The 14,513-nt window shown below is 40.0% G+C and carries 12 protein-coding genes and 1 pseudogene; 9 read left to right on the top strand and 4 right to left on the bottom strand.

The genetic code is table 11. The features are described from left to right. The first annotated feature begins 241 nt into the window (after nucleotides 1–241). Nucleotides 242–346, top strand: a complete 105-nt coding sequence (locus tag DOK79_RS04195; protein ID WP_339093295.1) for a putative holin-like toxin — start codon at nucleotides 242–244, stop codon at nucleotides 344–346. Between the two features lie 253 nt (nucleotides 347–599). On the opposite strand, the gene DOK79_RS04190 is transcribed toward DOK79_RS04195, so the two are convergent. Both DOK79_RS04190 and DOK79_RS04185 read right to left on the bottom strand, forming a co-directional pair. Further along, nucleotides 600–2,753 carry a GH92 family glycosyl hydrolase gene (locus tag DOK79_RS04190; RefSeq protein ID WP_206853859.1) on the bottom strand — a complete coding sequence of 718 codons (2,154 nt, stop codon included), beginning with the start codon at nucleotides 2,751–2,753 and terminating at the stop codon, nucleotides 600–602. Further along, on the bottom strand, nucleotides 2,734–3,798 hold the full coding sequence (locus DOK79_RS04185; RefSeq protein WP_206853858.1) for a GntR family transcriptional regulator: 1,065 nt from the start codon (nucleotides 3,796–3,798) through the stop codon (nucleotides 2,734–2,736). The genes DOK79_RS04190 and DOK79_RS04185 overlap by 20 nt, the downstream gene beginning before the upstream one ends. A 151-nt stretch (nucleotides 3,799–3,949) precedes the next feature. Here DOK79_RS04185 and DOK79_RS04180 point away from each other — a divergent pair, with 151 nt between their 5' ends. From DOK79_RS04180 to DOK79_RS04160, 5 genes and pseudogenes are all read left to right on the top strand, one after another. Next, nucleotides 3,950–5,239 carry a glycoside hydrolase family 125 protein gene (locus tag DOK79_RS04180; protein WP_206853857.1) on the top strand — a complete coding sequence of 430 codons (1,290 nt, stop codon included), beginning with the start codon at nucleotides 3,950–3,952 and terminating at the stop codon, nucleotides 5,237–5,239. A 13-nt stretch (nucleotides 5,240–5,252) separates the two neighbouring features. Beyond that, the gene (locus DOK79_RS04175) at nucleotides 5,253–7,931 is read left to right on the top strand and encodes a glycoside hydrolase family 38 C-terminal domain-containing protein (protein WP_206853856.1); all 2,679 of its coding nucleotides are present in this window, start codon (nucleotides 5,253–5,255) and stop codon (nucleotides 7,929–7,931) included. Nucleotides 7,932–7,934: 3 nt separating this feature from the next. Next, nucleotides 7,935–8,807, top strand: a complete 873-nt coding sequence (locus DOK79_RS04170; RefSeq protein ID WP_206853854.1) for an ROK family protein — start codon at nucleotides 7,935–7,937, stop codon at nucleotides 8,805–8,807. Between the two features lie 183 nt (nucleotides 8,808–8,990). Next, nucleotides 8,991–9,230, top strand: coding sequence for a type II toxin-antitoxin system RelB family antitoxin (gene relB / locus DOK79_RS04165; protein ID WP_206853959.1), 240 nt, complete (start codon nucleotides 8,991–8,993; stop codon nucleotides 9,228–9,230). Nucleotides 9,231–9,254: 24 nt separating this feature from the next. Then, a pseudogene (locus DOK79_RS04160) lies at nucleotides 9,255–9,470 on the top strand (type II toxin-antitoxin system RelE family toxin); the annotation flags it as partial. Between the two features lie 42 nt (nucleotides 9,471–9,512). Here the strand turns inward: DOK79_RS04160 and DOK79_RS04155 are convergent. Together DOK79_RS04155 and DOK79_RS04150 are read right to left on the bottom strand one after the other, a co-directional pair. Then, nucleotides 9,513–9,974: a GyrI-like domain-containing protein gene (locus DOK79_RS04155; protein ID WP_206853852.1), complete on the bottom strand. Its 462-nt coding sequence runs from the start codon at nucleotides 9,972–9,974 to the stop codon at nucleotides 9,513–9,515. Between the two features lie 162 nt (nucleotides 9,975–10,136). Beyond that, nucleotides 10,137–10,991 (bottom strand): RluA family pseudouridine synthase, encoded by an 855-nt coding sequence (locus DOK79_RS04150; RefSeq protein WP_206853850.1) that lies wholly within the window; start codon nucleotides 10,989–10,991, stop codon nucleotides 10,137–10,139. 210 nt (nucleotides 10,992–11,201) lie between these two features. Here DOK79_RS04150 and DOK79_RS04145 point away from each other — a divergent pair, with 210 nt between their 5' ends. The 3 genes from DOK79_RS04145 (at nucleotide 11,202) to DOK79_RS04135 (ending at nucleotide 14,490) form a co-directional block, all read left to right on the top strand. Then, nucleotides 11,202–13,376, top strand: a complete 2,175-nt coding sequence (locus DOK79_RS04145; protein ID WP_206853847.1) for a PBP1A family penicillin-binding protein — start codon at nucleotides 11,202–11,204, stop codon at nucleotides 13,374–13,376. A 67-nt stretch (nucleotides 13,377–13,443) separates the two neighbouring features. Further along, a complete protein-coding gene (locus DOK79_RS04140; protein WP_206853845.1) occupies nucleotides 13,444–13,785 on the top strand; it encodes a YlbF family regulator in 342 nt (113 codons plus the stop codon). 174 nt (nucleotides 13,786–13,959) lie between these two features. Further along, a complete protein-coding gene (locus tag DOK79_RS04135) occupies nucleotides 13,960–14,490 on the top strand; it encodes a hypothetical protein (protein WP_206853844.1) in 531 nt (176 codons plus the stop codon). Nucleotides 14,491–14,513: the final 23 nt, after the last annotated feature.

Genomic DNA, 14,513 nt, shown 5'->3' with positions numbered 1-14,513 from the left:
TTAATAAGTCATCTGTAAACATATTTTCACAAATAAAAAAACAGAGGATGTGCAAGCCGGTTTCTCCTGTATCTTTTATTTTATATGATTGTTTGTGGTGAAACAATCATATAAAAAAACATAAAATCAGAAAAATACGATAGTTTCTATGTTAAAATAGACAATGTAGATTGTTTATGATGGTAGCTACTCAGGGGGTGATGCGTATGAGCATTTTCCTACTTCAACGGAAGGAGTAGCCATTTTGTCTGTTGCTGAAGCATTAGCATTGATGATCCAGTTTGGATCGTTGCTGCTTGCGCTTGTTGGCATTATGCTGACAATAAGCAAAAACGATAAAAAATAAACCCGTCATAAACTTTTAGCAGAAGTTGACGGATTTACTACGTAAAATTTTGCTACCACAAAACGGCTACATTGGAGCGATGTTCGAGCATCGCTTCTTTTCTTTAGTATAGCATCTTAACGAGGCATTTGTAAACAACGAGCCATGGATGAAATCAATCATTCAATAAAGTCCGACTGAAGTTGCTCATCCTCTATACTTATTGCTGAAGAAGGTTTCTTGCTTCTACTATTTTCTCATTGAATATCTATTATTACGTTTTGCGACTTAGAGAATAGGGCAAACTTTCCTCTGAATAAGCTTTAGTAGTAGGTACGATTCCTAAATGATAGTTGATCGTTCCTCCTTTTAATAAATCATGATGAGTAAAGTATAGCTTTTCATAAGTTTCTCCGTTTCGACTCACCTGATGAACAAACTGTTGTTGTGGTTGATTAGGTGTAGCTTGAATGGTCAACTGTTTTCCATTTGAAAGTGATACGATCACTTGATCAAATAAGGGTATACCAATCACATATTCACCTGTTCCGGGTGTGACGGGATACATGCCTAAACTGTTAAAGATATACCAAGCAGCCATGCTGCCATTATCTTCATCGCCAGGATAACCAGTGGGTGAGGCATCGAAAAGTTGTGTCAATAATTGTTTGATCAATGGCTGTGCCATTTCAGGTTTCCCAATGTAATGGAAAAGATAAGGGTAATGAAAACTTGGTTGGTTGGAGATGGCTAGTTGACCAAATTCAGTTGCTGCCATTTCACTCATTTCATGGATTTCAAATCCGTACCCACCGACTTCAAACGTAGGCGCTTGATTGCATAATTCAACTAATTTGTTCTCGAACGCTTGTTTTCCGCCATGTACTTCGATCAATCCCGCAAAATCATGAAACACAGCAAAACTACTCTGCCAAGCGCTTCCTTCTGCATAGTCTGTTCCCCAAGAAGTAGGAGAAAAATCAGGTCGGAATTGTCCAGATAAATCTTTTGAACGCATAAAGCCAGTTTGTGGATCAAAAACGTTGCGGTAGTTTTTTGATTGTTGCTGATAATGATGAGCCGTTTCGTCATCAGCTAGTGTTTGAGCGACGCGACTGATACAAAAATCACTATAAGCATAGTCAAGGGTGTGGTTGATCGATTCATGATAATGGTTCGGTACATAGCCATATTTCAAATAATCATTGGTACCTTGGCGACCATAATTTTGCTTTTCACTTTGAATCGTCGCTCCTTTTTTCATCGCTTCTAAAAATTCAGGCATGTTCGGTGTGCCGATACCTTTGACAGCAGCGTCAGCGATCACTGCATCGATCAACGTTCCAGGCATTAGCCCTCGTTCATCTGGCGAAAGCCATTTAGGTAAGAAGCCAGTTTCTCGATAACTATTTAAAAAGCCTTCCAATATCTCTTCATATTTATCCACTGCAATCAATGAAAAAAGTGGATAAACCGTTTTGTACGTATCCCAGAAACCATTATTTGTATAAAGAACTCCCTCTTTTATCGAACGACTACTAGTATCATAATGAACTTTCTTTCCTTCTTGATCGATTTCATAAAATGTTTGAGGAAATAGAAATGTTCGATACAAATTGTGATAGAACGTTTCCGTTTGCTTTTGATCATGATGGTTGATTTTGATTCGATCAAAGTAGCTCTGCCATTGCTTACGACTCTCTAAAAGGTAGTCTTTTTCTTGTTTATTTTGTTCTTGTCTCAAATTATGATGTGCCTGTTCGTTGCTGATGAACGACGTGCCTAGTCGAATCGTTTGTTGCTTGATAGGACCAAAATAAATCAGAATAGCAGCGGCTTGTTCGCTGGCATAATCGAGTGTGCTAGTTGTCAAAGGTTGATCGAAGCGCAACACAAAATAAAAAGTGAAATTCGGGTCTTCTGCTCCGGCAAAATGGGTGACTTGTCCTTCTAGCGTATACGCATCTTTGGCAGTCAGACGGAAACGTCCAGGAAATGACAATAATAAACCGCTATCATTTTTAGTGTAAGTTAGCGAGAGAATACCGCCATACATACTAGGAATCAATGTTGACTGGATACCATAGCGCAATTGTTTGATCGATAAATGTGTCGGACAAAATAGACTTTCCTCTGGTCGATAAGAGCTTTGGGCATGAAAAATCGTCGGTTCGCTTAATGCTCCGCTGATCGGAGTCATCAAGAAATGACTGAAATCTCCCATCCAAGGGCTAGGTTGATGGGTCAAACGATAGCCTTGAAACGTGCGATCCTCAGGGTGGAACCACCAACTGCCTTTTTGATCGTTTGTCTGTGGTGCAAAATAATTCATGCCGAAAGGAACGCCTGTATAAGGCAGGCAGTTCCCATTTGAAAAAGTTCCTTGATTTGCTGTACCGTGACGTGTGTCAATCTGTTGGATCTTCATTTTTGATCTCCTTTGTTGATTGTCGCTGGATCAATGTGACAGGATATTTGATATCTTTCGGTAATTCTTTTGTTGCGAGCCATTCAATCAAAGCATTTCCGGCAAGTTCGCCTAACTGTTTGAAATCTTGGGCAACCGTCGTGAGTGGTGGATCAACTAAAGCAGCGGCTTGTATATCATCAAAACCAATAACGGAAAAATCATTAGGGATTTGATAGCCTTTTTTCTTTAACTGATTCATTGTTTGGATGGCAACTAAGTCATTCTCACAGACAAAAGCTGTTACTTGTTGTTGGATGTACGTATCTAACATATCCTCAGTGAGTTCCTGCGCGTTTAATGTTGTATGAAAAGATAATTTTCCTAGATTCAATGCTTCAAGATAGCCAAGGTAACGTTGTCTGACAGACTGTGGATGTGTGGTATCACCAAAAAGATAGGCGATTCTCTTGTGTCCTTCCTTTATCAGCTGTTGTGTTGCTAATGATCCTCCTTGGAAGTTGTCTGACAGAACGGTTGGGAAAGGCAGCTCATAGATTTTCTTATCTAAAATAATAACTGGAAACTCTTGTAAAGATAATTCAAAGAGTAGATCAAGATGCTGATCGGTTTGAAAGGCATAGTAAATCAGCCCATCGAACTCTTGCATGATATCATCTGCTCGTTTCTTTTCAAGAAAATCTAAGGTAGTCATCATGACCTCAAATTGCTTGTCTTGCATGACTGGGTTTAATCCTTGTGTAAAATCGCCTACTGAAAGATCTGACAAGTAAGGCAATAAAAATAAAATTCGTTTTTGGGAAGACGAAATACGTTCGCCGGTTTTCGTCGAAGGGGCTTTAACAAAACTTCCCTTGCCACGAACGCGATAAATCATTCCTAATTGTTCTAATTCGGTCAGTGCGCGCTTTGATGTGATACGGCTGACATTGTATTGCTCAGATAATTCTTTTTCGGTAGGGACTTGACTGTCGACAGGTAAAGTCCCCTCATTGATTGCTTTTTCTAACGCTAGAAAAATTGTTTTATATAATGGCTGCTCCATAATTACACCTCTTAATGATATATCATGATTAAATCATAGCATAAAACAAAGAAAAGTAAATAGATAAAACTTTTTATGAAAGCGTAGACAATCGTTGTTCAAAAGGTTATAATTCTTATGATATATCATTTTGATAGGGGAGAGAATAAATATGGCTTATAAAAGTATACCAAAATCAGTAGAACAATTTATGGACACGATCATTGAAAAATGTGGTGAGGCGCATGCTGATTGGGCAGAGAATTTCTCAGCTGCATTTGCAAATACATTGCTGACTACTGTGAAAAGACAAGAAGACGGAACGACATTTCTTTTGACTGGTGATATCCCTGCCATGTGGTTGAGAGATTCAACCGCCCAAGTTCGTCCGTACTTAGTCCTTGCAAAAGAAGATACTGACTTAGCAGATATGATCAGCGGACTAGTGAAAAAACAATTTTATTATATCAATATCGATCCTTATGCGAATGCTTTCAATGAAGAAGCAAATGGCGCAGGGCACCAAACGGATCATACAGAAATGAACGACTGGATCTGGGAAAGGAAATATGAAATCGATTCTTTATGTTACCCTGTCCAACTTGCTTATTTACTTTATAAGAATACTGGTCGAGTGGATCAGTTTGATTCCTCTTTTGTGGAAGGCGTCAAAAAAATCTTGCATGTTTTCAAGGTGGAACAAAATCATGAGCAATCACCATATACCTTTATGCGCGACACGACAAGAAAAGAAGATACGTTAGTCAATGAAGGGCGAGGAAGTGTGATCGCACCAACCGGTATGACGTGGTCAGGATTTCGTCCAAGTGATGATGCTTGTCAGTTTGGCTATCTTGTCCCATCGAATATGTTTGCGGTAGTCGTACTAGGTTATATTGAAGAAATCTTTTCTTCAATTTTAGCGGAGGCAGAAATTGTTTCCGCGGCTAATCACTTAAAGCAAGAAATCAAACAAGGCATTGATACGCATGGCTTGACCAAGAATAGTCGTGGAGAAGCAATTTATGCGTATGAGGTCGATGGCTTAGGAAACGCGTCGTTGATGGACGACAGCAATGTACCGAATTTGATCGCAGCACCGTATCTCGGCTACTGTCTACCAACAGAGGAAAGATATTTGCACACGCGTGAAACTTTGCTAAGTAAAGAAAATCCATATTACTATGAAGGGCAATATGCAAAAGGAATCGGCTCTTCTCATACACCAGAAAATTATGTTTGGCCAATCGCTTTAGCGATGGAAGGGATGACGACAGAAGATAAACGAGAAAAAGAGCGGATTCTTGATCTGTTAGTCGCCACAGATGCTGGCACACATTTGATGCACGAAGGATTTGATGTCAATAATCCTGAAAGTTATACAAGAGAGTGGTTCTCATGGGCGAATATGATGTTTTGCGAATTAGTCATGGATTACTTTGATATCCGAGTGGAAAAATAAGGAGGAGAGCAGTGTGAAGAAAAAAGTTTATATCATTTCTCATAGCCATTGGGACCGTGAATGGTACATGGCATATGAACAGCACCATATGCGACTAGTGGAATTAATGGATGATTTACTAGAGCTATTTGAAACAGATCCAGACTTCAACAGCTTCCATTTAGATGGGCAAACCATCATTCTAGATGACTATCTACAAGTCCGCCCAGAAAAACAAGCAGCCATCCAAAAAGCCATTGATGCTGGAAAATTGCGTATCGGCCCTTTCTATATCTTGCAAGATGACTTTTTGATCAGTTCAGAATCAAATGTTCGAAATATGCTGATCGGTATGGAAGAAAGTCGTAAATGGGGGACGCCTGTCATGTTAGGTTATTTCCCAGATACGTTCGGTAACATGGGACAGACACCGCAAATGATGAAACAAGTAGGCTTAGAAGCGGCTGCGTTTGGTCGTGGTGTCAAACCGATCGGCTTTGACAACCAAGTATTAGAAGCCGAAAATTATTCCTCGCAATATTCTGAAATGTGGTGGAAAGGACCAGATCAATCGGAGATTTTTGGGTTATTGTTTGCTAACTGGTATAGCAATGGCAACGAGATTCCTGCCGAAAAAGAAGCGGCCATTCGTTTTTGGGATCAGAAGTTAGCAGATGCAGAACAATATGCATCTACGGATCATTTATTGATGATGAATGGTGTGGACCACCAACCTGTACAAAAAGATATATCAAAAGCAATCCGATTGGCAAATGACTTATACCCCGATTATGAATTTATCCATTCGAACTTTACGGACTATCTCAAAGCTGTACAAGAAGATGTCCCGCAGGAACTTGGTGCGGTCGAAGGTGAATTAACCAGTCAAGAAACTGATGGCTGGTACACGTTAGCGAATACAGCTTCTGCAAGAGTTTATCTAAAACAATGGAACACAAAAGTGCAACGTCAACTTGAAAATGTCACAGAACCTTTAGCGGCGATGGCGTATGAAGTCACAGGAAACTATCCACACGATCAATTAGATTATGCCTGGAAAACACTGATGCAAAATCACCCTCATGATAGTATTTGCGGATGTTCAGTTGATTCCGTCCATCGTGAAATGATCCCTCGTTTTGAAAAAGCGAATGAAGTAGGGAAATATTTAGCGCAAGAAGCGTTGGAACAATTAGCGACAGCTATCGATACCAGTACTTTTTCAAAGGAAAGTTATCCTTTTGTCGTGTTCAATACCGGTGGAATGCCTAAAACAGGGTCTGCAGAGATCACTTTAGAGTTGGAGCGAAAACGATTTGCTGAAGGGATTCCAGAAGAGCTATATCAAGAACTAGCGGAACAACCTAAAAAGCACTATCATGTGGAAACGGCAGATAAAAAACAAATACCAGCTTTGATTTCTGAAGAAGTTGTTTCCTTTGGCTATGACTTACCAAAGGACCGTTTTAGAGTACCGTATATGAAAAAAAACGTCACGATCGAACTGCCCATTCATGACATGCCTGCTTTTTCTTGGGAAACATTTACTTTAGTTGAAGGAGCTAGTGAAGAAAAACAGGAATCGATGATTGATCAAGCAGGACGGAGTTTAGAAAATCAACAAGTGCATCTAACCATTGAAGAAAATGGCACATTGACCTTGTTGGATAAAACGACCGGACAAACGTTTGAAGAGCTGTTGCTATTTGAAGATGTAGGAGATATCGGGAATGAATATATCTTCAAGCAACCTGAAGGAGAAAAAGCAATTCTTTCAAAAAATCAACAAAGCACTGTTGAAATCATCAAAGATACATCTGAAATTGCTCAAGTCAAAGTAACTGTAACGATCGACATCCCTGTTTCGGCAGATGACAGATTAGAAAAAGAGCAACAAATGGTACGAGAGTTCCGCTTTAGACAAGCTCAACGTTCAAAAGAAACAAAGCCATTAGAAATCACTACGCTGATTACGCTACATGCGCAGAGTAAAAAAATCGATTTTACGACCGTCATTGACAACCAGATGAAAGATCATCGCTTACGTGTCCTGTTTCCAACGAAGTTACAGGTGGAACAACACGAAGCAGATAGTATTTTTGAAGTTGTAACTCGACCAAACCAAGTATCTGCGAATTGGGAAAATCCAACCAATCCGCAACATCAACATGCCTTTGTTCAATTAGGGGATGAACAGCAAGGGTTGACGATCGGTAACTTTGGTTTGAATGAATATGAAATCGTGGATGGAAAAACGATTGCAGTGACCTTACTGCGTTGTGTCGGCGAGATGGGTGACTGGGGGTATTTCCCAACACCGGAAGCACAGTGCTTAGGTGTTCATCAATTTGATTACAGTTTAGAAGTCCATGCAGGAGAAGATAAATTTGCCACATACAAACATGCTTATGCCACGCAAATTCCGTTTTCGACAAAACAATTGCCGAATCAAGTCGGTAAACTATCATCAAAAAAAAAATATTTATCAATAAAAGGGGAAACGTTTGCAATTACTACTTTGAAACGAAGTAAACTTAATGATAAACTAGTAACGAGAGGGTTCAATATGTCTAGTCATTTAGAATCGTTACAGTTAACAAAAAATGACAGTAAAGGCAAACTGTTGAATCTCCTTGAAGAAGAATGTCAGGAGACGATTGACTCGATGTTGCGACCTTACGAGATTCGAACAATCGGCTTTGAGGAGGAATAATTGATGTATGGCGGAATAGAAGCAGGCGGAACAAAATTTATCTGTGCGGTATCAGATCAAGGAGAGATCATTGAAAAAATCAGTGTGCCAACGACGATGCCGGAAGAAACCTTGGCACGTGTGTTTGAATTTTTTGATCAGTTTGAGTTAGAAGCAATTGGAATCGGTTCCTTTGGCCCAATCGGTATTGATCCAACCAACGAACGCTATGGGTACGTCTTAGCTACACCTAAACAAGGATGGCGAGATTTTGATTTCTTGGGAAGTATCAAACAACGATACGACGTTCCTTTGGCATGGACGACCGACGTCAATGCTGCGGCATATGGCGAACTGTTGAAAGGGGCAGCGCAAGGGAAAAATAGCTGTATCTACTTGACTGTCGGCACAGGCATTGGCGGCGGTGTCGTGTTGAATAGCGACATTCTTTCTGGCAGTGCGCATCCAGAAATGGGGCATATCATGGTCAAACGTCACCCAGAAGATGATTATGAAGGAACTTGTCCTTTCCATAAAGACTGTTTAGAAGGATTAGCTGCTGGACCATCGATCGAAGCACGTACAGGAATCAAAGGACAAGATCTACCGGAAGATCATCCAGTTTGGGATATCCAAGCTTATTATCTTGCACAAGCATTAGTCAATTATTCCTTGACGATCGCTCCAGAAAAAATTATTTTAGGCGGCGGTGTCATGAATCAAGCACACCTACTGCAAAAAGTGAGAGAACAATTTACGACATTGATGGCAGGTTATATGGAAACGCCACCAGTAGATGAGTATATCGTTCAATGGGGAATGCCAAATGAAAGTGGGATCGTCGGCAGCTTACTGTTGGCGGAAAAGGCGCATCGAGAAGGAAACGAATTTGCATAAATCTAAGAAGTAAATAGCGACTTTTAATTTTAGATGGAAACTTGAATAAAAATAGGTATAGAGAACGACTGTCATCATTGGTAGCCGTTCTTTTTTATTCTATATGTTATGTACCAACGTTGTATTGACAAAAACCGCATCTTTCGTATGATATAGGTACAACTTAGAGCGGAGGGATAGATGATGGCGCAATCAATAATTACATTTAGAATTCCTGATGACGAAAAAGAATTAGTAGTAGAATACGCTAAAGCACACAACTTATCATTGACGAAACTTTACAGAACGGCAGTCCTTGAAAAAATAGAAGAGCAAATTGAGTTGGAATTACTAAATGATGCAATAATACTTTCTAAAGAAAAAGAAGAGGAAGGTATATCTCAAATTGACATGGAGCAGTTGTTAGAGGGGGTATATATTTAACTACATACATAAAGCACAGAAAAAAATCGAAATCAGGCAAGAATAATCGTTGCTTGGATTAGAAAAAATTTGGAAGAAACCAGCACCCCTCGACAACACGGTAAAGGATTGACGGGAAATCGAGGTGGTGAGTGGCGGTACCGCATTGGGAATTATCGCATACTAGCAAATATAATTGACTCTGAAATTATAATTGAAATATTTGCTATTGGTCATAGAAGCATTATTTACAAGAAATAATCGTTGCAAATGAGACTAGTTTGGAGCAACATGAATCCGAACTTAATTGATTGGAAAAACAACTTGTGTCAATAATTGGTCTTCCGGTGTGTCAAGCGGATTACTTAGATAGTAATCATAATAAACGCCAGTACTCTCCAATTGATTTTCTTGCAGATAAACCATCAAAGCCTCGTAAGTTGACTCAAGTGTAGCGTAAGAACCTTGATGTGTGGAGATAACTGCTTTTCCATCGTACGTTTGGCTCATATAAACTTCATCATTTGCAGAAATTGCAGTGTTGACAGGAATCCCTAATTCGATATCAAAAACGGTAAAGTCTTCATTGCTATTCAGGTAAGCACAGTAGGGCGCACCAATCAATTGGGCACCTTGTTCGCTAACGGCTTGCATCAATTTTTCATAGCCTGTATCTATTGCAGCGGTCATGTTCTCCATGGTAACACCAGTCGCTTTGGTTGCCACGGCAATTTGAGGTGAAAGAGTACTTACTTCAATATTCATATGAATCATCTCCTTGATGTTTTTTATAATGTATATAAAGTAAGTTTAGCATGTATGCGCTTACTGTCAATTCATGTTTTTGACAAGGATAGTGAAAAAACTGACATTCGGTAATGGATCAAGTTACCAAATGTCAGTTTTTTATGGCTAGTTTTTAAATATTTACCATAACCCTGGCAATGCTTTTGCAATGATTTTCTCCTGGGTAAACGGATGGGTCATATGGAGTTCCAACGCGTGAAGCATCAAACGTTTTGTTGGCTTCGTTTGATAGAGTGGATCACCAACGATGGGATGTCCTTGATACGCTAAATGCACACGGATTTGATGGGTTCGCCCTGTATCCAAGACACAATAGACCTTTGTTTTATCTGCCGAAACTTCGGCGACTTGGACATGTGTGATGGCTGGTTGTCCATTTCTTGGATCAACCACTCGTTTGCGACGATCATGACGATCTCTGCCGATTTTGTCTGTGATCGTAACATCTTTAGAAAGTTTCCCCCAGACAATGGCTTGGTAACGTCGATAGATTTTTTTCTGTTCTAACATTCGACCTAAAATAGGCAAAATAAAAGGATTTTTAGCGAATAGAACAGCACCACTTGTTTCTTTGTCCAAGCGATGGACGACATACGGTCGTTGTTCTTTTTGAGCCAAGTAAGCTGCTAGATGGTTCAATAAAGTCGCTGTTTCTGTCGGTTCATTTGGGTGTGTTTTCATGCTGACAGGTTTATCCACGATGATGAGATGTTCATCTTCATATAAGACATTGATGATTTGTGGATTTCCCAATTGTACGGGTTGATAACTGTAATCTGTTTCTTCAAAAAGCAAGGTGATTTGATCACCGGCGGCCGCTTCATAATGGAACAAGGCAGGTTCACCATTGAGCCAGACATTTTTACGTGTACGCAAAAAATGTCGGACTTTTCGAGGAACGAGCCATTCGTTTTCTAATAACTCTCGAATCGTCATCGGTTGATGCGATTCAGGCAAAGTGATCGTGATTTCCACAAGCTCACTCCTTTCGTTAAGATTCAGGTTCATTGTATCATTTTTAACACATATTTAAGAAAAAAATGGAAAATTTCCGACATTTCATATGCTAAACTATCCTCACTATGAATAAATTAACGCGTACACCTACATCTCAAGCAGGACGTAACGCATGCTTAGTTATGTTAAAATAAGAAGAATGAGATCAAGAGACAGGAGAAGAAGTGAATGGATTTTCAGAGCATTCTAGGAAGAATCAAAACTGCGCTTGTCAGTTTTTGGCGATGGATCAAGCCTTATCTTGGACAATTCCATCGTTGGCGAAAGCGAGTATGGAAGAAATATCATATCAATAAACTGATTTTACTGATTGGTTTGATCGTTGTATTGATCACGAGTATTTATCTATTTGTATTAGCAAAACAAGCGAATGTTGAAACACTGAAATCTGGTTTGAGTCAGTCAACCGTGATCTATGATAAAAACAACGAAGAAGCGGGAACCTTGTATGCGCAAAAAGGATCTTATGTGGAGTTAGATGCGATTTCTCCGCTGATTCAAGATGCGGTCCTCTCGACTGAAGACCGGAATTTTTATCAGCATCCGGGTTTTGATATCAAAGGGATTGCCAGAGCAGCGGTAAGAATGATCACATCGGGCGGTACAGGCGGAGGTGGTGGTAGTACCATTACCCAGCAGTTAGCCAAAAATGCGTATCTTACGTTGGATCAAACGTTTGACCGAAAAGCGAAAGAACTGTTTCTAGCGATTGAAATCGAGAAGAAGTACAGCAAAGAAGAAATCTTAACGATGTATCTGAATAATGCCTATTTTGGTAATGGGGTTTGGGGCGTGCAAGATGCATCCAGACGATATTTCGGAGTGGATGCCAACAATGTCACGCTGTCTGAAGCTGCGACATTAGCTGGCATGTTGAAAGGTCCCGGCATCTATAATCCGATCGATCATCCAGAAAATGCCAATAATCGGAAAAATACGGTGCTAAGCGTAATGGCAGAAAATGGTAAAATCAGTGAGGAACAAGCAACTGCTGAGTCCCAAACGGATATCACGCACTATTTGAATGATACGTATACGGATTCGGAATCTGGTTATCGTTATCCTTACTATTTCGATGCGGTAATCGATGAAGCCGTCAGTGTATATGGTTTAGATGAAGCGGATGTCATGAACAAAGGGTATAAGATCTATACCTCATTGAATCAGAACTATCAGCAACAATTAGAAGCAACTTATCAAAACGATGCGTTATTCCCACCAAATGCAGCGGATGGTGCCATGGTCCAATCAGGTTCAGTTGCACTTGATCCGAAAACAGGCGGAGTCGCAGCACTTGTTGGCCGACGTGGAGAGCACGTCTTTAGAGGATTTAACTTTGCGACGCAGATGAAACGTTCACCAGGTTCATCGATCAAACCGCTCAGCGTGTTTGCGCCTGCGTTAGAAGCTGGCTATACACCGTCAAGTATTCTTGAAGACAAACCACAATCTTATTATGATGCACACAACTTTGATGGGACCTACCAAGGGGAAGTGCCGATGTATCAAGCTGTAGCCCAAAGTTTGAATTTACCAGCTGTGTGGTTGCTTCATGAGATCGGACTTCAAAAAGGGTTTGATAAAACAAAAGAATTTGGCTTGCCTTTAGCTGATTCAGATAAGTATTACGGCTTGGCGTTAGGTGGATTAGAAAATGGGGTTTCGCCAATGACAATGGCGGGCGCATACGGTTCATTCGCCAATAACGGAAAGATGTATACCCCACATTTGATTACTAAAATCGTTGATTCAACTGGAGCAGTCATCGTTGATAATACGAATAGTAAACCGAAACAAGTGATTTCCCAAGAAACGGCTGACCAAATGACCAGCATGTTACTAGGTACGTTCTCTCATGGAACTGGTGTGGCAGCGAATCCTTATGGTTATACAGTTGCTGGGAAAACAGGAACGACGGAAACCAATTTCGATGCAACAAAAGCCAATGACCAATGGATCGTTGGGTACACTCCAGATGTCGTTATCTCTACGTGGTTAGGCTTTGAAGAAGCGAGTGAACTTCATTACTTAGAAGGGACAAGTGGTAATGTGGTAGGGAAAGTCTTCAAATCGGCAGCAGAAGGTATCTTGCCTTATACCGATCAAACACGCTTCAATGTGGCAGATGCTTATGCGACAGGTGGCCAAGTCGTTCCAGCAGATCAAGTGCCAGATGACTCACAATCGAACGAAGAGAACAATAGCAACTGGCAAGACAATTTAGATCGCTACGGGGAACAGGCAAAAGAAGGACTAAGAAACTTTGGCGATATGTTAAGAGACGGCGTACAAGGAATTGGCGATGCCACGAGAGATCTATGGCGTCGATTCCAAGGAGAGTAGGCACTTTGAAAACAAATCGCCCCATGTTACAATAGAGATTAATAAATAGAAGAAAAGAGGCCGTCGTATGTCAAACATTTATGATAGTGCAAATCAAATCGAACGTGAGATTCGTGAATTAAAAGAATTCAAAGAGCTAGAAGAAGCTTATGCAAAAGTAAAAGCGAATGAGGAAGCACATCAACTATTCAAAGATTTCCAAGCAATGCAAATCGAATTACAAGAAAAACAAATGAGCGGACAAGAATTCAGCGATGAAGATGCTGCCAAAGCACAAGAAATGGCAATGAAAATCCAATCAGAAGAAGTCATCAACGACTTGATGCAAAAAGAACAAGGATTCAGCACGATCATCAATGATTTGAACCGTATCATCATGACACCAGTACGTGACTTGTACAGCGAATAAGAATCAGTAAAATAAATCTCTGGCATGGAATCTCCTAATGATTTCATGCCAGTTTTTTTTGTGAAAAGCCATTTTTTTCTTTGATAGGAAAAAGTGATGGGAAGGCAAGGGACATCCTTTGTTATCATTAAGTTGCAGAAATACACCAATAAGCAATTGAAAGGATGTGAATCTATGCGAAAAAAAATGACGATCGAAATCACCGCACCTATCAAAGAATTGAATATTACGAAACCTTTTGATTTAGCCATTTTCAATCAATTTATTCTACATAAACGGACAAAAGAATTATTACATATACTCAAAAAAATGAAAAACCAACTAGTTGAGGATTCATGGGCCTACGACAAACACTTCCGGTGGGTATCTACAGAAGCGCATTTCGAGCATTATCAAAATTGTTTGATCTGGGCAGAGAAACTGGATCGGGTCATTTATCAGCGATTAACTGAAAGACAAAAGAATCACAGCCCTCTTGCTATTCTTTCATTGATGATCACACATCGCTATATCCACGAATATGCACGTTATACGGTGAAAGACCAACGAATGATCTTTCAAGAAATCCATAAAAGCCCACAAGCAGAAAATCAAGATGTTTTTATGTTTGAAAAATTAAAAGAGGGCGTTAGTTCGGCGATCACGGGAAGAAAACCAGCGATAGTGAAAGAACGAAAGAATAACGATCGCACGCAAGCACTTTGATCGTGTTGAGGATTTATTTTTAT

It is taken from the genome of Enterococcus sp. DIV1094, assembly GCF_017316305.2.
In the GTDB taxonomy this organism is placed as follows: domain Bacteria; phylum Bacillota; class Bacilli; order Lactobacillales; family Enterococcaceae; genus Enterococcus_B; species Enterococcus_B mangumiae.
This window is presented reverse-complemented; position numbering and strand designations above follow the sequence as displayed.

Coding starts and splice junctions, on each gene's coding strand:
- DOK79_RS04190 (WP_206853859.1), bottom strand. CDS start 2,753: ATGAAGATCCAACAGATTGACACACGTCACGGTACAGCAAATCAAGGA.
- DOK79_RS04185 (WP_206853858.1), bottom strand. CDS start 3,798: ATGGAGCAGCCATTATATAAAACAATTTTTCTAGCGTTAGAAAAAGCA.
- DOK79_RS04180 (WP_206853857.1), top strand. CDS start 3,950: ATGGCTTATAAAAGTATACCAAAATCAGTAGAACAATTTATGGACACG.
- DOK79_RS04170 (WP_206853854.1), top strand. CDS start 7,935: ATGTATGGCGGAATAGAAGCAGGCGGAACAAAATTTATCTGTGCGGTA.
- relB (WP_206853959.1), top strand. CDS start 8,991: ATGGCGCAATCAATAATTACATTTAGAATTCCTGATGACGAAAAAGAA.
- DOK79_RS04155 (WP_206853852.1), bottom strand. CDS start 9,974: ATGAATATTGAAGTAAGTACTCTTTCACCTCAAATTGCCGTGGCAACC.
- DOK79_RS04145 (WP_206853847.1), top strand. CDS start 11,202: ATGGATTTTCAGAGCATTCTAGGAAGAATCAAAACTGCGCTTGTCAGT.
- DOK79_RS04140 (WP_206853845.1), top strand. CDS start 13,444: ATGTCAAACATTTATGATAGTGCAAATCAAATCGAACGTGAGATTCGT.
- DOK79_RS04135 (WP_206853844.1), top strand. CDS start 13,960: ATGCGAAAAAAAATGACGATCGAAATCACCGCACCTATCAAAGAATTG.